Genomic DNA, 20,017 nt, shown 5'->3' on the forward strand with positions numbered 1-20,017 from the left:
CGCTTAGTATTAAGATTTATTGCTGAATAGAAAGATCATATGCTTCTTGAACAAATTGATCCATTTTACCAGATTCAACTAAGTCCTTCACAACGGCATCAATTTTTTCCTTCAAGGCTACACTTCCTTTTGGCATGGCAATAGCATAGGCATCTGAATAGCTACTTGTTACTTCGACATCAAGAAGCATCAAATCATCATTTTTGGCAACATAGGCCTTAGCAATTGGTTCTTCAAATAGGACCGCATCTAATTGTTGTGACTTGAGCTGATTGACCAGCTCCCCATTTGACGTTAGGGAGATGATGGTAGCTGAAGTAAATTTCTCTTTGGCTATTTGCTCTTGAATGGAACCTTTTTGTGTCCCAAAGCTGGCTGTTGCTAAGGAATCAAGATCGGTAAATTCATTCACATCCGCCTTGTTGATGATAATTTTATTTGTCGAGGTGTAATAAGGGAGAGAGAAGTCAAATACCTTTGCCCGTTCTTCAGTGGCTGATATTCCAGAAATCGCAATATCTGCTTTTCCGTTTTGAACACTGGTTAAGACATTATCAAAACTCATTGCTGAAAATTCAACTTCCACACCCAGTTCCTCACCGATAACCTTCGCCAATTCGATATCTGCTCCAACCAAGGTATCTTTTCCATCCACCAAGGTCTTAAATTCAAAAGGTGCAAATTCAGGACTCAAGGCCACAACCAGACTGCCTTTTTCCTCAATTTTTGACAGAGATGTGTCTACAGTATCAGTTGCAGAACTCCCACAAGCTACTAAGATCATCGCAGCTACTGCTGTAAAACTTGCCATTACAATCTTTTTCAAATTCATACTTATTCTCCTTCTGTTCAAAAAACGTATATTTATACCTACTTCATTTGATAGCCCATCGGGCTTTAAAACCTATAATTCCCATATTTTCACCTTTCTTAACAAAAGTTGTTCTCAGTGTAATTTATTTTTATACATTTGTCAACAAGAAAGTGAATTTTTATTCATTTTCTATTTTTTGAAAAAAATAAAAAAGAAACCGGTTTGAAACCTGTTTCTTAACGATAATTCTTATCCCACTTTCCCTTATCATCTTTTTGGGTATAAAAAAATTCCGACAAATCAGGGCTATCCATGACTTTGAGGACTTCAAGCAGGTCATAGGCTAGGTCCATATTTGCTAGCTCTGCCTTGTCCACCCACAAAACCTCACCTTCTTCTGAGGAGCGAATCTGCCCAGAAAAGTCAGTCGCCTTGTAGAGCAAGACCATGTAGCGATGGCCATCCTGATCAGGCCAATGCTTAATACCTACTAGACTGGCCTTGTGAATAACCAAGCCAGTTTCTTCCTGAACCTCACGGACCACTGAATCGTGGAAATTCTCCCCTTCTTCAACATGTCCTCCGGGAAAGGCAGCTCCCGACCAGCGATAGCGCTTGGGATCACGAATTTGTACAAGGACCTTGCCATTCTTATCCTCAATCAGGCACATATTGGTCAAAGTAACTGTTTCTTTTCTAGACATTCTAACTCCCTTTCTCAACTCCGCACCATGATAACAGATTAACTTACCTGCTTTATACTCTATATTATCAAAAAAAGCCAAGGTAGACTAGCCTAGACTCATGCTGAATACGTGAATAAATGCATGTAACATTTTTGGCTACATGCATTTATTCAAAATATTATCACAAAATTTCAACCAAAGGTAGGTAAAATTTTGCTAGTAAAGACATGATATAGTCCTATGAATTACCTTTCAGACAAGGAACTGAGAGGTAACACAAACCTAACAACATTAGTAGCTAATTGAACTTAAAAGCCAATAGGACTATGAATGTCTCTCAGTAACTCCGGTGCATTTGCTAAGTCAGAAATATCCGAAAAATCTTTCTGTGCTTGTTCAGAAAGAACAATTCCACCAGGCATCAACTCTCGACAAAAGTAATCATAAAAGTAACGAATCTTCAAATTAAAGGCAACGCCATTAATACTCTCATTATTAACTTCCGACTTTATCTTATCTAGTAAATGATATGCCCGTGAATAGGTGATCTGTGACAGTCCCATCTCGCGAAAACTTGAATCAAAATTTGATACCGCTTCGCAAACCTTTTTTCTAAATTCAGAATTCATTTTAAATACCTCCATTATCAATCAAATATATTAGGAATCTCAACTTGACAACACAATTTCCTTTATGCATATTTTCTGGTTTTTATTTGAAATTGTATTTTTGCCTACATAGCCATAAGGAAGGGCAAAAACTCTAGCCTCGCTTCTTAGAGTTCGTGTCAACATCTCAGTGCAGTGGTTGATTGAGTCCTTCCCACTTCCTCTTAATTTTCCTTACCAACGAGGGTTGGCTTCGAAAATCCAGCGACGTGACCAAGTATGACTCTGACCTGGAGCGAGGCGGATGGTCTGGATGATTTCTGGACTGACAATATGGTCTGTCGCCCAAAGGAGCAGGCTGGTCGGTTTGACATGGTCAATCCCAGTCACACTCGCTTGCGCTCCCTTATGGCTGAGTTTCCAGGTAAAGGTCTCACCGAGGTTCGCCTTGTCCGTGCTAAGAACACTGAGCGAAACATCGGTCTCGCATTTTTCAAAAGCAATGGCCTTGCCGTCCGCTATAAAATTGTTATGGTCATAGCTACCAAAACCTTCGAGACGTTCCTGCCCCAGGTCATTCATATCTGGCAAGTCCAAACGGTAATCAGGTGAGATTGCCATACCGTCAATACTGAGGAAATTATGGCAATATTCTTCCGTTTCAAATGCCTTTTCTCCGACATTAGTAATAGTCGCTTCTAGAATAAGGATATTGTCCTCAATCCGAATGGTCTTCTCAACCTCCGCAGCAATACCCATGCAAGGGACAGCTTCCGTGAAAAATGTAGCAGAGGTTTCCGTCTGGGTAAAGGTAACAGGATAAGGAATGACCTCATCGTACTTATGGGCAAATTGGTAGCCCAGATCACTATCTTGCTTGATCAAGCCGACACCCAATTTGGGAAAGTAGTCGCCAATCTGGGCACCCGCAGCAAAATCCCCAGAAAACTCGCAGCAAAGCCCTCTTCCACCCGATGATAAATGCCGTAAATTCATCGGTTCATTGGCACCAAAATGCGTATCTCCGTCTAAGGTAACATCTGAAATAAAGCCCGCACGGTCAAAGCGAAAGGTATCATTTGGCCGTTCGCCTGGTTCAGAAATCTCGACTCTCAGGCGATGATTTGTTAGTAATATCATAAGATTCCTCCTTGTCTCAGCCTTATTATAGCACAGACAAAAAAGAGTTATCAATATAATAATGTGTTGTTTTTTGATAGTGTCAATTGCATGCGGTATTCCCTTCGCTCTTCACCAAGATGGACAGTCTTCTCAAGTCCATCAAAGCGGAAGCCAACTCGTTCATAAAAAGCAATTGCACGCGCATTCCCCTCCAAGACCCAGAGGGAAATGGTTTCGTAGCTCTGCAATTTCTCCAAAGCTGCCTGCATCAACTGGTAGCCAATCCCACAATCATAGAAATCCGCTAAAACATAGAGGGCGTATATCTCACCAGACTCCTGCAAGTCCTCCTGACTACTGGCACCGTAACAAACAAAACCAACCACCTGTTCATCCACCAGAGCAACCAAGATATTTTGAGGATAACGAAAAGCCCACTCTTGACATCGCTCCAAGGTATAACTATTTTGGAGAAAATCCTGCGGTAACAACCCCGCATAGGCCTCTTGCCAAGCCTTCCAATGGACATAAGCTTTGCCTTTAATCTCCTCCTTAGTTTGCATGGGCTTGATTTGCATATAGGTACCTCCATAAATTTGTTTCAATTCTATCACAAAAAAGGAGCTGGTACAAGACCAACTCGCTTTTTCATTATGGGTTGAAGATGGATGTTCTAAAGTCATCAGTAGATGTCATCATTGCTTGATAAACTTTGACTTTGAGCGCATGAACACGACTGAGGTTGACATTATTGGTCGAATAGAAAATTCGTCCATTTGTATCAGCCTCCATAGCTTCTTCCATCAAAGCCTGGAGTTGAGCATAGGTCGTTACTGTCACTTCTTTTGTAGAGTTAGCAACACCTAATTCATACTGCATAGTAAATGGCTTCAGTTTTCCAGCCTCTGCTTTTTCAACACGCTCAGCAAACATGGCTTTCTTGAATTCTTCCCATGTTGTATATTGCCCCTTAAAGACTTGGTTCAAGACGTGCGTATCAGTAATCAGACCCGTATCTTTCTTGTTCCAAGTATCGTAGATCGTTGAGCCTTGGCTCATAGCATAATCAGACAATTGACCAGATGCGTATGGGATAAAGCCTTCTGTATAGCCCTTAGCTGCAATCAATTCAAAGGCCATACGACGGAACATGATATCTCCCGGTGAGCCATATGGGTTTGAAAGTGCAGAATAGTTGGCTGCAAACATTGGCACACTGTGGTAACCATTACGAGACCATTCTTTGCTCAAGGTCTTGGCACCACCAGAAGGACCGAAATACTGACGGTAATCAATGATACTTTGGTCGATTAAGTCATTAAAGGTCTTCAAGGAAGCTACTTCTGCATCGGTCAGCTCACGTGCATTATTTCCAGCATGCGTATTAACACCGTTTGTTTGAACATAGTAGTTGTCAATCTTACGGAGCCAATCTTTCTTCAAATCGTCAGATTTTCCAAGAATAGCCATACCTTCCAAGTAATCCAACAAGTAAAGGGCATCAAATTGATTATGGAAGTAAGCATTGAAGTCCGCCTCGTTGCTAAATCTCTCTACCGGATCTGCAACATGGACACGGTTAGCCACATCTTCTGTAAAGAAGGCGTTGAAGCCAAGGATCATCTTATCAAGAGAGGAAACGTTTTGCAGCAATCCATCTGCATAAACTTCCATTCCTTGACCGATACGGCGACCATAACCATGGAGATAGGTAGAGCCGTCTTGGTTGTGGACCATTTCATGGCTATAGAGTGTCGTTCCATAATCACCTAGCATATCATAGGTGATATAGTAAGTTTCCTTACCATCTGCATAGGCTGTCTTAATCGATGGATGTTCACGGTACCACTTGTTAATCGGACCGTAGAAGTCTTGGATAGCATCGACTTCTGCAGTCAAATTACGGTAGGCCTTCTTACCATCTGGACCATACATCATATAACCTTCATTGTTGAGCAGGCTACCAAAGAGTTTTTCACGGTTTGTCTCATCGAGAATCTTATACCAGAAGTCCGCATTGTCACGCTGACGTTGAGCCGCCAAATCAACCATTTGACGAACCTTATCTCGGTTTTCTGTTGTTGAATAGTCTTCAACATAGTGCTCATATGAACCGATTGCCATGGTATTCAGATTGCTAATGATGAAAATATCTTCCTGTGGCAGGGTCAAAAGTGGCAAGAGCATTTGACGGTAAGCCCAGTTTGGATTGGTGATGCGGTCATAGACTGCGAGGGCATACTTGCTGTGTTTTTCTGCGGCATCTTGCTTGGCTGCTGCTTCTGCTACCTGCGACTTACTTTCAACAATATAGGCTTTTGTTGTTTGCTTAAACCATTCATTGTCTGTCATGTTTGGCAAGAAAAGTTTACGGTAGGACTCAACCAAGTCAAAGACAGAAGCCTTAGCAGTTTGTTTTGCCATGGCGGACACGTAGGTCGTCACGTTGTTATGGGCACGAAGAACATCATAGCCACCATTTCCAATTGCCAAGATCATATCTAGTGCTGATGCTGCATCATTTCCGAAGAAATCAGGCTCGAAAATGGTTAATTCCTTGGTATTCACAGTTCCGTAGTTGATGTCGTACCAGCGGTTCAAGTAAGTCAGACCTAGTAGAAAGGCTTCTTTATTATTAAGAATTTTTTCCTTGATATAGGTCTCTGAAGCCTGGCCTTGTCCATTGAGACTAGCAACTAACAATTTTCGAACATTGCTTTCTAGGTTGGCCATGACTTTTTCAAAACTATCTGCAAAGTAGAAATCTTTGATAGTTCCCATCTGTGTATTGGTATCCAATTTGGTTGGATAGCCGATAACTGTCTTCATAGCTTCAGAATCTAGAGTGATAGCAGACAGATTGCTTACCAAGTCAGTAACAAGGGCGCTTCTATCATTCAAGAAGGACTCTGGCGTGTAAATCAAATCTGTTCCTGAAATGGTATACTCCACTACATGGTTGTTCTTGAAATCTTCTTTATAGGAAACTGCCTTGTAGTCAACGGTACCATCCGCGTAATGGAGCATGATCTTATTGATGTTTGTCTTCTCAGTATAAGCATCCATCACAAAGGCATCATCCTTCATCGGAACAACGTCCAAGAGACGAACGGTATTGAGCTTATCATCAACGGCTACCTTGTTTCCATAGTATACAAGGAGTTCCTTGTTGTAGAATGGCAAGATTTTTTCCATGTTATAGTAAGCAGTTGCGTGATCAGCTTGTGCCTTATCCAAAGTCAGGTAATCAACAGAGTAATCGTTTAGATTGATTGGAGCTGAGTCGTCCAAGTTGGCTACAAGGTTCAATTCTGTTAATTTGGCAAGAGCCTCACTACTTGTAATTGTAGTTACATTTGCAAGTGTATCTGTCGTGGTTGAAAAGGCCTTGCTCACCTTTTTCTCCGCATTCACTGCGTAACCAACAATACTAGTTGGTCCTGTCATGCTACTAATAACATTGGTTACATTACCAACATGTGGAGCAAGGTAGCTTGTCACTTGGTTGGAACCTGCGATACCACCGATTATGCCCCCTGTTTCTGTTGTGACAATAGAACCCGTTGCATAGGCATTATAGACACTTCCTGGTACATCGTAAACGAGCATTGTACGTCCAACAATACCACCCGCTACTTGATTTTCACTACCCGGCAAGATAATGGTTGCATCCACCTTAGCATTGCCGACGCTGGACATGGTTCCATTTCCCAAAATACCGCCCATCAAGCTCGCATTGCTACTTGTTGTTTCTAAAGTTCCCTTGAAGGATACATCTTTAATAGTTGTATTGGTAGCTGATTGGATCAAGCCAGAAACATTTTGAGGACCGCGAATGCTTCCTTCAACTGCCACATTAGTTACCTTAGCGTTGTTTGCATTGATGGCAAGACTTGCCAATGGATTGCTTGTGGTAGTGGTCAGGTTGATATTCTTCAGGTCAAGGTTTTCAATGGTTCCACTAAAGTTGTAGAATAATGGCGCCTTCAGATTGTTGATAGAGAAGAAATAGCCATCATTGGTTCCTGACAAGGTTCCACTAAAGTTTGTCACATAGGACGCAATATCACCAACAGGAACTTCCGAAGCATCCAAGTTGGCACCTAGTTTGAAGGTACCAGATGGGTTGGCCTTCATCGCTTCGAGCAGCGCCTTAAAGGAGGTGTAGGTATTGGCATCTGTCACCATCTTCGGAATGTAAAATTCTCTGTTTGCAACGTATTGCGCATCCTTATCCTGCACCAGTTGGTCAAAGGCAGAGACAACTTTAAAGACTGTTTTCCCATTCAAGCTTGTCTCTTCAATACTTGAAACTGGTAGATAGACTTCCTTAAAGCGATCCGATGTTACCTTGACAAATAACTCTTCTGTTGAAGTTGGCAATTCCTCCAAGTATGCTGTGCCAACAAAGTTTCCATCTTTACGGCGGTAAATTGTTACGGCATCAATGTCTTTGATTTCAATCTTTTTATATTCAAGATTAAACTGGCGAATACTTTCTTGCAGGGCATTTTGCTCTTGGTTATTCAAGTTATAGTAAACTTGTGTCTTCAAGGTGTAATCAGTATAGTAGTCCAAACGAGTGAGTTCCAAGCTTCCATTTGGATCTGTAATAGCTACTTCTTGTACCAGCTCATCTCCCTTATAAAGCAGGGCAATTGCATGGCTGAAATTCTCGCTTGGATTGGTCAATTTGTAATTGGCTGTCGCTGATTTATCATCATCATTTTCAATCAAATCAGTAATTTCAACTGTCGGTGGAACTCGTTTCTTGGTCCCTACTGCAATCCGCTCAGGGACAGCTTCTTTCGTTACCGTCTCTGTAACCGTCGGATTTGGCTGGCGAACGCCCTTGATGGTGGTATAGGTTGTGGTAATATCCTTGCTACCATTAACTCCTGATTGAAGGACCTTGGTCTCTCCCTCATAAAGATTTGGATCTTCAACGGTCTCAGTCGCGTAAGCAATTGATTCAGTGGATACTTCCGATTCTGTTCCAGTGATTGGTTTGGTACCACGAGCAATTACTTTATCAAGAGATTCTTTGGTCACCGTTTCAGTCACACTTGGATTGGCTTGGCGCACCCCATTTAAAACCTCATAAACTGTGGTAATGGTTAGCTGCCCAATCCGGCCTTCTTGTAACACCGATTCTTCATCAGTATAGAGAGTTGGATCGTCTTGGTAAATTGTCTGATAGGCGATCTCTTTGGTTTCAACAACTGTCTCCTGGCTCAAGACATCCGCTTTCTTTGTTCCCACTCGGACAATCTGTTCTCTCGCTTCTTGGGTGACTTGGTTGGAAATTTCTTGACTGGCCAGCAAGACACCATCTGCGTAGCTATGTTTAATCTGAATGGTTCGAAGACCATTTTGTCCAGTTTGCTCGACCTGGCGCTCACCTTCTAAGAGGCTATCATCTAAGACTTCACGAACAGTAAATGGAATCTCTTCTGTCTTGGTTTCAACTTCCTCTGTTAATGTAACAGTAGGAAGCTCTACACTTGGCGCAGTATCTGGGAGAGCAGTAATTGGCTTGGTACCAACTTTTACAATTTGAGTTTGGGGCGCCTGGGTCACAGTGCGTCCTACTTCCTCAGATGCTACCAATTGTCCATCCACATAAGTCTGTTTAATAGCAATGCTTTCCTGCCCAGCTTGTCCAACTTGAACAACCTGCCGGCTTCCTTCTAAGAGCGTGTCGTCAGCAACTTCTTGCACTTCAAAAGCAATAGCTTGGGTTTGGTAAATAGTTTCTTCCGTAATTGTGACTTTCGGTAATTCCAAACTTGGTGCTGCATCAGGAATAGCAGTCACTGGCTTAGTACCAACCAAAACGACTTGAGGGGTTGGTGCAACCTCTTCACGACCAACTTCCTCAGTTTTCACGGCTTGCCCATCCACATAGGTTACTTTGGTCCGAATTGTCAGACTTCCAGCTTGACCTGTCTGACTCACTTCTTGACTTCCTTCTGGCAATTGGTCAGAATATTGGGTCACCGTTTCAAACGGAATAGCTTCTGTATGACTAATTTCTTCTTCCGTGATGGTGGCTGCAGGCACTTCGTGGCTCGGTGCTGTCGATGGCACACTTGTTTCAACCTTTGTCCCAACCTTGACGATTTGTTTAACCGGTTCTTGACTAACAGTTCGACTTACTTCTTGAATTGCGACTACCTGACCACCAATCAAAATTTTCTTGCTTTCAATTGTCAGCAAACCATTTTGACCTTCTTGAACAAGCTGACGATCTCCCTCTAGAAGACTATCATCTAATACTTCTTCTACCTCAAATGGAATTACTTCTGTCGTCTCAACCATCTCTTCACTTGTTTCTAGACTTGGCAACTCGAGACTTGGTGCCTGATCCGGAACTTGTGTGATAAGTGGAGTCTCAGATGGTAAGTCTTGAACTTTTGTTTCACGTAAGTAACCGACATACTCATAACCAGGAATCGTTCCAGGTTGTGGCAAGGACTCTCCAACAGCCTTATCAACCACATGATTGTAATGCGCTAAAATCTGGCTGGTCAAGGCAGACCCAACTGGAGCCAGGAAACTAGTACCTGAGGCTGTCAACACAACCACACCAAGCAATGTACGTCTTCCATTTTTTCCCAATTTGAAGGCAAGAACCAAAAGACTAACTCCAACAAGAGCAAAGGCACTATTCTCTAATAAACCTGTCTTTGGTAGAACATGTGTGCTTGGGCTAGTCGCAAGCGGGCGGTAAACCAAATAGTAACCAGCATCATCTGATTGCACCAGACCTGGTAATTCGTGGATCACCAAGTCTTTTTCCTGTTCAGTCAACTCTGCTTCTGTGACATAGGTATAATCAATCTCCTGAGCAGAAACCTTGACAGAGCTAGTCACAGTAGATGCAAAAAAGAGACTTGCAACTGCTGCTGAAACAAGTCCTACGGATAATTTCCGAAAAGCAAAGCGTTCTTGCTTTTCAAATTGAGATTTTTTCATTTTCTTTTCATCCCCCTATGGATATACTCCCCATTATACCGTCAGACCTGCTATTAGACAAGTCTTTTGGCTCTATTTTCATGAAAAAATCCCCATTTCCAAACATTGGAAATAGGGAAGCGTTTTTATCCAATTGAATGCCCTTTTTATGACTAAAGAACGAGACTTTACATATTCTTCAACTCGATAACCATATCACGAATCTGGGCTGCCAGTTCAAAGTCAAGCACTTCTGCAGCTTCTTGCATTTGTCCTTCCAGTTTCTTGATCATAGCCTTGCGTTCGTCTTTGTTGAGGGCATTGAAGTCCACCACTTCTTCCTTATCCTGAGTGACAGCCTTGGTCACGCTAATCAGGTCACGGATTTCCTTCTTAATAGTTTGTGGGATAATACCATGTTCTTCATTATAAGCCATCTGGATTTGACGGCGGCGGGCTGTTTCCTCCATAGCCTTCCGCATGGACTCAGTGACCTTGTCCGCATACATAATCACATGACCTTCAGAGTTACGAGCCGCCCGACCAATTGTCTGGATGAGCCCCCGTTCATTACGGAGGAAACCTTCCTTGTCAGCATCTAGAATAGCCACCAGACTGACTTCTGGCACGTCAATCCCCTCACGAAGCAAGTTAATCCCTATCAAGACATCAAAGACACCCAGGCGCAAATCACGGATAATCTCCGTACGCTCCAAGGTCTTGATGTCCGAGTGCATATACTTGACCTTGACGCCCATTTCTTTCAGGTAGTCAGTCAAGTCCTCTGCCATTTTCTTAGTCAGGGTAGTGATAAAGGTCCGCTCACCTTTCTCAACACGGGCATTGATTTCACCCAAGAGGTCATCCATTTGGCCCATAGTTGGACGGACTTCCACTTCTGGATCCAAAAGCCCTGTCGGCCGAATAATCTGCTCGACAACGGTATCGGTCTGCTCCATTTCATAGTCACCCGGCGTTGCAGATACATAGACAATTTGGTGGACATGGCTCTCAAATTCTTCCCTGCGCAGCGGACGATTATCCAGTGCACTTGGGAGGCGGAAACCATAATTGACCAACATCTCCTTGCGTGAGCGGTCACCATTGTACATCCCCTTAATCTGCCCCATGGTCATGTGGCTCTCGTCAATCATAATCAGGTAGTCTTCAGGGAAAAAGTCCAGCAGAGTATAAGGAGGCTCGCCCTCGCTTCGCCCATCCATGTGTCGTGAATAGTTCTCAACTCCGTTGGTGTAGCCCATTTCCCGAAGCATTTCGATATCGTAGTCGGTCCGTTGTTTCAATCGCTGAGCTTCTAAGAGTTTTCCTTCTGCTTCAAAGACCTTGAGCTGCTCTTCCAGTTCCGCCTGAATCTTAGCAATAGCCGTTTCCATGTGGTCATCGTTGGTCACGAAGTGGGTGGCAGGGAAAATCGCCAAGTGGTCCACATCGCCCAATACCTTACCTGTCAGGCTTTCAATCTCACGAATGCGGTCGATTTCATCCCCGAAAAATTCTACTCGAAAGGCGTGCTCGTCACGAGAGGCTGGGAAAATCTCCACCACATCTCCTCGAACACGGAAACGCCCCCGCTGGAAGTCGATGTCATTGCGCTCAAACTGAATATCGACCAGAGAATTAAGCAACTGGTCACGGGAAATCTCCTGTCCTGGTCGCAGACTGACCACGCTATCAGAATATTCCTTGGGCGATCCCAAACCGTAGATACAGGAAACGGAGGCCACGACGATGACATCGTTACGTTCTAGCAAAGCTGACGTCGCTGAGTGACGAAGTTTGTCAATCTCATCATTGACCGAACTGTCCTTCTCAATATAGGTATCGCTAGACGGTACATAGGCTTCTGGCTGGTAGTAATCATAGTAAGACACGAAGTATTCGACCGCATTTTCTGGGAAGAATTCCTTGAACTCACTGTAGAGCTGACCAGCTAGGGTCTTGTTGTGGGCGATAACCAAAGTGGGCTTATTGACACGGGCAATGACCTGACTCATAGTGTAGGTTTTACCAGTACCAGTCGCCCCCATTAGAATCTGGGCTTTTTCGCCCCCCTCGATATTATCCACCAAGGTTTCAATAGCTTGAGGCTGGTCACCTGAAGGTGAATATTTTGACACTAGTTTAAATTGGTTTTCAGTATTTCGATTGATCATATTTGCGCCATTCCTTTTCTAACTTCTTCATTTTATCATAAACTGTGGGGAAATTCGTAACCAAAGTCAGCTCTTGTTTGTAACTAAATATGTCAGAAAATCTAACATGATTAGAATTCATCCTTTTGCAAAAATTTTCAGAATATGGTATACTAGCACAGTTATTTTAATAAGAAGGAGTTATGAAATGAAGAAAAAATTGCTTATGCTTTTGGCAACGATTTTGCCAATGTTCTTTATTTTTACGGGCGTAAAAGCTGACGATACGATCGATATTGTCTTCGACTCCACTTACGCTCCATTCGAGTTTAAAGACTCAGATCAAGTATACAAAGGATTAGATGTCGATATCATCAATGAAGTCGCTGAACGTTCTGGTTGGACTGTCAGCCAAACCTTCCCTGGTTTCGATGCAGCGGTGAATGCGGTACAATCAGGTTCTGCAGATGCCTTAATGGCGGGAACAACTATTACCGAAGCCCGCAAGAAAGTCTTTACTTTCTCAGATCCTTATTTTGATACCAAGATTGTTATAGCAACAACTAAGTCAAACACAGTCTCTTCATATGAGGATCTTAAAGGCAAAACAATCGGTGTCAAAAATGGTACAGCTGCCCAAGCCTTTCTAAATGAAAACAAAGATAAGTACGGTTACTCTGTAAAAACCTTTGATACAGGCGACTTGATGTACAACAGCTTGTCTGCAGGTGCGGTCGATGCTGTAATGGATGACGAAGCTGTTATCCAATACGCTATCCAACAAGGGCAAGATTTGAGCATTGACATGGATGGCGAAGCAATTGGTTCGTTTGGTTTTGCGGTAAAAAAAGGTAGCCAGTATGAATACCTTGTTGAAGATTTTAACACTGCACTTGCAGAAATGAAGGAAGATGGTACCTACGATGCTATCATGACAAAATGGTTGGGGTCTTCTACTGCTTCTGCTGAAACAACTGACTATGCTTCACGCCTTAGCTTGACAGGTAGCGCAACAGCAAAAGCGACTCCTGTGAAAGCAAGCTACACGATCGTTGCAGATTCCTCATTTGCACCATTTGAATACCAGGATGAAAACGGCGACTATGTCGGTATCGACATGGAATTGATCAAGGCCATTGCGGAACAGCAAGGTTTCACAATTACCATTCAAAACCCTGGTTTTGATGCGGCATTGAACGCTGTTCAAGCAGGACAAGCTGATGCAGTTATTGCAGGTATGTCTATCACAGATGCTCGTAAGGAAATTTTTGATTTCTCAGATGCCTACTATTCTTCAAATATTCTCTTAGCAGTTAAGTCTGGCAGCGATATCGCTTCTTACGAAGACCTCAAAGGCCTAACTGTTGGAGCTAAAAACGGAACTGCTTCATATAGCTTCTTAGAAGAAAACAAGGCAAAATATGGTTACACCCTAAAAGCCTTCGACGAAGCTTCAAGTATGTATGACAGTTTAAACTCTGGCTCAATCGATGCCCTCATGGATGACGAAGCTGTTCTTCTCTACGCTATCCAGAAAGGTCGTGACTTTGATACGCCAATTCCAGGTGAAAAATCTGGAGAATATGGCTTTGCCGTAAAAAAAGGAAGCAATCCTGAATTAATCGAAATGTTCAACAACGGACTTGCGTCACTTGTAGAATCAGGCAAATACGATGAAATCCTCAACAAGTATTTCAATCAAACTGAGGAGACGCAAGTAAGTTCGTCTACTTCAACTGTCGACGAAACAACCATTTGGGGACTCTTGAAAAACAACTACGGTCAACTCTTGTCAGGCCTTGGAATCACAGTTGGACTTGCCCTTCTATCTTTTGCTATCGCTATTGTTATCGGTATTATCTTTGGTATGTTTGCCGTTAGTCCAATCAAGGCTCTCCGTGTGACTTCTTCAGTCTTTGTAGATGTAGTTCGTGGTATTCCACTCATGATTGTAGCTGCCTTCATCTTCTGGGGCATTCCAAACTTGATTGAATCCATCACAGGTCAACAATCACCAATCAACGACTTCGTTGCTGGTACCATTGCCCTCTCGCTCAACTCAGGTGCATATATTGCAGAAATCGTTCGTGGTGGTATCCAGGCAGTCCCTGTTGGACAGATGGAAGCATCACGTAGTTTGGGTATCTCTTACGGAACAACCATGCGTAAGATTATCTTGCCACAGGCCGGTAAGATTATGTTGCCAAACTTCATCAACCAATTTGTTATCACTCTGAAAGATACGACTATCATTTCTGCAATTGGTTTGGTGGAACTCTTCCAAGCTGGTAAAATCATTATCGCTCGTAACTACCAATCCTTCCGTATGTACGCAATTCTTGCCATCATCTACTTGGTAGTCATCACTCTCTTAACACGTTTAGCACGTAAGCTAGAACAAGGAGGCAAATAATGGCTCAATTAAAAATCAATGTCCATGACCTTCATAAGAGTTATGGAGACAACGAGGTCCTCAAAGGGATTTCAGCAAAATTCTACGAAGGCGATGTTGTCTGCATCATCGGTCCTTCTGGTTCTGGTAAATCAACCTTCCTACGAACCATGAACTTGTTGGAAACAATCACAAGTGGTCAAGTGACGGTTGATGGCTTCGACCTATCCGACCCAAAAACAGATGTCGACACCTTCCGTACCAATGTCGGAATGGTATTCCAACATTTCAACCTTTTCCCTCATATGACAGTCCTTGACAACATCACTTTTGCTCCTGTTGAGCATAAAATATTAGACAAGGCAGAAGCTGAAAAAGTCGGTATGGAATTATTGGAAAAAGTTGGTTTGGCAGATAAACGTGACGCTATGCCAGACAGCCTTTCAGGAGGTCAGAAGCAACGTGTTGCCATCGCTCGTGCCTTGGCAATGAATCCAGACATCATGCTCTTTGACGAACCAACTTCTGCCCTTGACCCAGAAATGGTTGGAGACGTTCTTAACGTAATGAAAGACTTAGCTGAACAAGGTATGACCATGTTGATCGTAACACACGAGATGGGCTTCGCCCGCAAGGTTGCTAACCGTGTTATCTTTACGGATGGCGGTGAATTCCTTGAAGACGGCACGCCTGAACAAATCTTTGACAACCCACAACATCCTCGTCTCAAAGACTTCCTTGATAAGGTCTTGAACGTGTAGAAATATGAAAAGCCTTTGACTAACAGTCAGGGCTTTTCTGCATCTCACAAGGATTTATAATTTCTTTTTATAGGACCAACCTTTCTTTTTCTTTTCAACAGCTTCAAAGCCACATTTCTCAAATAGCTTTCGTGAACCAAGATTCCAATCGTAAATTTCTTCTACAAATATTTCCTCAAACTCGACTTCCCTTGCACGCTCGATCATTCGCTGTAATACCTTAGTTCCGATTCCCTTTTTCCAATACCGCTTGTCTCCAATGGCAATGGCAATGGCAAAATCATCTCGAAACAAGGTTACATCACCGATAGGAAGAAACTGACCATCTTCAACTATCTCGATGAAATAACATTCTCCATTCGTTGACAGGTATTCATACATGCGATGAAGCAAGTCTGCACTATAAACTTCCTCATCCCCATCAATGAGCCAGACCAATTCCAAATCTTGATGCCATATCAAAGCAAAATCATGAATTCCATCATATCTACGAAGCCGAATCTGATTGTCAATTTCTAATATTGCCGCCTGCTCTACTCCTTCAATCGCCATGAATATCTCCTTGCTAGTCCGTCTCGATAGGACAATTTTATCAGAAATTTGAATAGATGGGAATAACCATTCCTATTCATCTAGTAATGCAAACATCCAAAAAGGGAGTGGGAAAGAACTCGACTAGTCTAAAAAAGAGTTCGTCTTCCCACCCCCCGCACAGTTGATTAGGTCAGATTTGGAGTGTAAAACACGAATAAATCTGCCAATCAACCACTGCGCTGAGATGTTGACACGAACTCTGGGTAGTGGATCTGGGCTTGAGCCCAGCCTCTTCTTGTGTTATAAAAATAATCCAACTAAAGCCGTAATGATTCCGTAGATAAACATAGGCACGGCAGTTTTTTGCATAATATAACCTTCCTGTCGGTGAACACCTGAAACAGATGAAGCTGCGATGATGTTATTGACACAGGTCATATTCCCCATAGCTCCACCAACTGACTGCATGGCCAAGATACTGGTCATATTGAGTCCTGTCTGTGTTGCAATTGACTGTTGCACCCCACCAAAAATTAAGTTAGAAATAGTTGCTGATCCTGAGAAGAAGGCTCCGATTGCTCCCAAATAAGAAGCAAAGAGTCCCCAGAATGGACCAGTTGCTGCTGCTAAGGACATCCCGATAATGGATACCATAGACTGATCACCATTGAGCAACATAAATTTCACCATGGTTACACCACCTAATAGTGAGAAGAATGGAACAATCATTTGCTGACTAGTCTCGGCAATCATCTTCCAAACTTTCCCCTTCATACTTGGGTAAAATCCAGACAAGGCAAAAACAATCACAAAGAAAGGAATAAAGGCAGGGGCATAGAGTAACTCGTAGGATTCACTAGAGCTCGTTCCAAAAACATTTGCTAAGGTAAATTTCAAGGCTTTGGTAACCTCTAAGTCAGCAAATCCTAGGTTTGCTTTGAACCAAACCGCATCGGTTCGCATTAGGGCTTTGATCCCTAATTGTGGAACCCGAGTCACCACCAAGATAAGCACCAAACTAATCAAAGGTAAGAGAGCCATAAAGAGTTCTTTTATGGCAACAGGAGCCACTGGGGCACTCTCCTTTCCTGTCTTTTCTAAACCAATTTTTTTCTTAGCCAACCAGATTGAGATAATAAAACCAATTGCACCTCCCAATAGAGATGGAAACTCATAGTTGATAGTTGCTAAAAGGGTCATTGGCAAGGCGCAGGCGAAAACTGTCAGGTACACATAGAGTAGATTTGCCTTGATTTGTGCCCAAGAAAAAACATAACGAAGGGCAATCAAGGGAATGACAAAACCTGCAGTTAAGTGAACAGTCGCTGCTTTTAAGCCCAATTCTCCAATCTGCTGAGCAGTCAAGCCTAAGGAGCCAAAACCAAACCAAGTCGGCGTTCCAACAGCACCAAATGAGACAGGAATCGAATTAAAAATCAATACAGCAAGTACCACCTTGATTGGTTCAAAACCAAGCGCAATCAAAATCGGTGCCGCGATTGCAGCAGGCGTACCAAAACCAGAAGCCCCTTCAATCATGAAAGCAAAGGCATAACCGATAATCATCATCTGGGCAACGGGATTGGGTGTCAAACTAGACATCCAGCGATTGATGACCGCTTGGTTACCTGTTTGCTGTTGGAAATTGTTGAAAAGAACTGCCCCCATGATAACCGTAATGGGTGTTAAGGTCGCCCAAAATCCTGTTACCAAACCAGAACTCAGAAGAGCAAAATCCGTCTTAAAATAGACCAACAAAATAAGATACACAAAAGCAGCTATGCCAGGAAGAGCATAATTGGCTGGGACCCGCATTTTGATCATCAAGAAAATCAAGAGAACAATGGGGAAAACACTCAATAAAATATCCATACTATTTTTCATTTCCTTCTATTTTAAGCTACTTTTAAAAAAATCAGTCAAAAATAGCTCCTCCTATTATACCTCAAAGACAAGCAACTTGTGCAAGGGAAAGTTCTTATTTTTGCAAATCATTCCTATTTTGAATCAAAAAATGATAAAACTTGACTACTTCTTTCCTTTTCAAGTCACCGAAAGATTGACAAGCCCCAAATAGGATGCTATACTGAAAAAAATACACAAAGTGAGGTAAGGAGAAATGGACAGTAACAAGTAAACACTTTTAAGTTGAGTACTTATTTAGTAGTTTTCTTGCGTCCATTTTTCTGTTTTCTCTATTCTAAGAATAGGGTCTTTTTGAGCAGGATTTGGCACACTACTAAATAGGTAGTGTGTTTTTTCATGAAAAGGAGACCCTATGTTACAAATCAAAAACCTCACCATCAACCATCAAAAGGACTTCCGTCCCCTAGTCAACAACCTTTCTATTTCCATTCAATCCGGGGACAAGGTTGCCATTATAGGCGAAGAAGGCAACGGAAAATCCAGCCTACTCAAGCTCATCATGGATCCAAAGCTTGTTCAAGACTTCCTCCACTTTGAAGGAGAGGTCCTCCGCGACTACTCTTCCTACGCCTATCTTCCTCAAAGCCTTTCTGTGGAAAAAGCAGAGCAGACCTTATGTGACTTCTTCTTTGGTGATCCAGACCTGAATCTAGACTATCAAGTTCTTTATACATTAGCAGATCAACTAGCATTTGACAGTCAACGCTTTGCCAGCGACCAAGAGCTCTCAAGCCTATCCGGTGGAGAAAAATTAAAAGTCCAACTCATCAAGATACTAGCCCAAGATAGTCAAATTCTCTTTTTGGATGAGCCATCCAACGATTTAGATATAGATACCCTACTATGGTTGGAAAACTATATCGCGACAAGCCCTAAAACTATCCTATTTGTTTCTCATGACGAATGGCTACTGGCACACACAGCCAATAAAATCATTCATCTCGAATCTGTAAAAAAGAAAAGCCTAGCACAAACTAGTGTTCAAACTGCCGACTACCAAACCTACCGTAGCGAGCGAGAACAGGCTTATCAAAAACAAGTCCACCAAGCAAGAAACGACCGCAAGGAGTTTGATAAGACCATGACCAAGCATTTGCGCCAAAAATCCCAGGTCCGCCATACCTTGTTGGCAACACACGATGCTACAATGGGACGATTAATTGCTAAAAAGATGAAAAATATTTTATCACGTGAAAAACGCTTTGAGAAAATGAAAGAAAATCTGACCCCAATTCCCTACTACGAAGATGCTCTAGAGCTTGATTTCACTTGTATAAAACCACTTCCAGCGCAAAAAAAGATTGTCATACTGGATCATTTCCAGCTCAAACAAAAAAATCACGTTCTAGCAGAACCAGTCAACCTTCTGGTCAGAGGACAAGAGAAGATCGGTATTATTGGTCCCAATGGTATTGGCAAATCTAGCCTCATTCAAGCTATCTTGTCCAAAATCAGCACACCTGAACTAAAAATCGGCTACATGCCGCAAGACTACAATCACTTACTTGATTCTGAACAAACTCCCCTAGTTTTTTTAAATCCGAGCGGAGCCCAAGATAGGCATCATCTTGTCCTTAGCAGGCTAGCCAGTTTGCAATTTACTCGACAAGAAGTCCATCATGCTATTCACCATCTATCTGGCGGTCAAAAAGCAAAACTCCTCTTGCTAAAAATGGCCTTGGACCAAGCAAATTTCCTACTGTTAGACGAACCCACCCGCAACTTTTCCCCTACATCACAGCCAAAAATCCGTCAATTATTTTCTGATTATCCTGGTGGACTGATTTGTGTCTCTCATGACCGTCTTTTCTTGCAAGAAGTGTGTCACACCATTTACCAGCTGTCACCTCTGGGATTGCACCAAATTGAACTATAAAAAAGAGACCTAACGGCCTCCTGTAAAATTAAACAATCTCTTGACGTAGGGCTGCTACCTCATCTTCCTTGACAGAAAGAAATGGCGCAATTTCCTCATCCGTCATGTTTGTCGCCAACAAGCGGTCAACAAACTCTAACTGATTTGCATCCATTCTAGGACTCCTTTCCACACTCATTGCTAGCATT

At 42.6% G+C, this 20,017-nt stretch carries 13 protein-coding genes; 3 read left to right on the forward strand and 10 right to left on the reverse strand.

The genetic code is table 11. The annotated features are described in order from the left end of the window. Window positions 1-16 precede the first annotated feature (16 nt). From JNG37_RS00500 to uvrB, 7 genes are all read right to left on the reverse strand, one after another. Window positions 17-832 (reverse strand): transporter substrate-binding domain-containing protein, encoded by an 816-nt coding sequence (locus tag JNG37_RS00500; RefSeq protein ID WP_238336207.1) that lies wholly within the window; start codon window positions 830-832, stop codon window positions 17-19. Window positions 833-1,050: 218 nt separating this feature from the next. Further along, window positions 1,051-1,518: an 8-oxo-dGTP diphosphatase gene (locus JNG37_RS00505; RefSeq protein ID WP_158454672.1), complete on the reverse strand. Its 468-nt coding sequence runs from the start codon at window positions 1,516-1,518 to the stop codon at window positions 1,051-1,053. A 290-nt stretch (window positions 1,519-1,808) separates the two neighbouring features. Then, window positions 1,809-2,129 (reverse strand): hypothetical protein, encoded by a 321-nt coding sequence (locus tag JNG37_RS00510; protein WP_158454670.1) that lies wholly within the window; start codon window positions 2,127-2,129, stop codon window positions 1,809-1,811. Between the two features lie 213 nt (window positions 2,130-2,342). After that, window positions 2,343-3,248: a hypothetical protein gene (locus JNG37_RS00515; RefSeq protein ID WP_158454668.1), complete on the reverse strand. Its 906-nt coding sequence runs from the start codon at window positions 3,246-3,248 to the stop codon at window positions 2,343-2,345. A gap of 50 nt (window positions 3,249-3,298) precedes the next feature. After that, window positions 3,299-3,808 (reverse strand): GNAT family N-acetyltransferase, encoded by a 510-nt coding sequence (locus tag JNG37_RS00520; protein WP_187321590.1) that lies wholly within the window; start codon window positions 3,806-3,808, stop codon window positions 3,299-3,301. A gap of 73 nt (window positions 3,809-3,881) precedes the next feature. After that, window positions 3,882-10,208: a ZmpA/ZmpB/ZmpC family metallo-endopeptidase gene (locus JNG37_RS00525; protein WP_158454666.1), complete on the reverse strand. Its 6,327-nt coding sequence runs from the start codon at window positions 10,206-10,208 to the stop codon at window positions 3,882-3,884. Window positions 10,209-10,375: 167 nt separating this feature from the next. Continuing rightward, a complete protein-coding gene (gene uvrB, locus JNG37_RS00530) occupies window positions 10,376-12,361 on the reverse strand; it encodes an excinuclease ABC subunit UvrB (RefSeq protein ID WP_024402176.1) in 1,986 nt (661 codons plus the stop codon). 187 nt (window positions 12,362-12,548) lie between these two features. Between uvrB and JNG37_RS00535 the strand changes: the two genes are divergently transcribed. Both JNG37_RS00535 and JNG37_RS00540 read left to right on the forward strand, forming a co-directional pair. Beyond that, on the forward strand, window positions 12,549-14,753 hold the full coding sequence (locus JNG37_RS00535) for an ABC transporter substrate-binding protein/permease (RefSeq protein ID WP_158454663.1): 2,205 nt from the start codon (window positions 12,549-12,551) through the stop codon (window positions 14,751-14,753). Further along, window positions 14,753-15,493 (forward strand): amino acid ABC transporter ATP-binding protein, encoded by a 741-nt coding sequence (locus tag JNG37_RS00540; RefSeq protein ID WP_158454661.1) that lies wholly within the window; start codon window positions 14,753-14,755, stop codon window positions 15,491-15,493. Before JNG37_RS00535 ends, JNG37_RS00540 begins: the two co-directional genes overlap by 1 nt. Window positions 15,494-15,547: 54 nt before the next feature. Here the strand turns inward: JNG37_RS00540 and JNG37_RS00545 are convergent, their stop codons facing one another. Next, a complete protein-coding gene (locus tag JNG37_RS00545; RefSeq protein WP_158454659.1) occupies window positions 15,548-16,045 on the reverse strand; it encodes a GNAT family N-acetyltransferase in 498 nt (165 codons plus the stop codon). 282 nt (window positions 16,046-16,327) lie between these two features. Further along, window positions 16,328-17,911 (reverse strand): L-lactate permease, encoded by a 1,584-nt coding sequence (locus JNG37_RS00550; RefSeq protein WP_238336208.1) that lies wholly within the window; start codon window positions 17,909-17,911, stop codon window positions 16,328-16,330. A 394-nt stretch (window positions 17,912-18,305) separates the two neighbouring features. Here JNG37_RS00550 and JNG37_RS00555 point away from each other — a divergent pair, with 394 nt between their 5' ends. Further along, window positions 18,306-19,829 (forward strand): ATP-binding cassette domain-containing protein, encoded by a 1,524-nt coding sequence (locus JNG37_RS00555; RefSeq protein ID WP_158454657.1) that lies wholly within the window; start codon window positions 18,306-18,308, stop codon window positions 19,827-19,829. Window positions 19,830-19,857: 28 nt separating this feature from the next. On the opposite strand, the gene JNG37_RS09955 is transcribed toward JNG37_RS00555, so the two are convergent. Next, a complete protein-coding gene (locus JNG37_RS09955) occupies window positions 19,858-19,983 on the reverse strand; it encodes a hypothetical protein (RefSeq protein ID WP_261979772.1) in 126 nt (41 codons plus the stop codon). Window positions 19,984-20,017: the final 34 nt, after the last annotated feature.

Origin of the sequence: Streptococcus suis (assembly GCF_016775005.1) — a bacterium.
Lineage (GTDB): Bacteria > Bacillota > Bacilli > Lactobacillales > Streptococcaceae > Streptococcus > Streptococcus suivaginalis.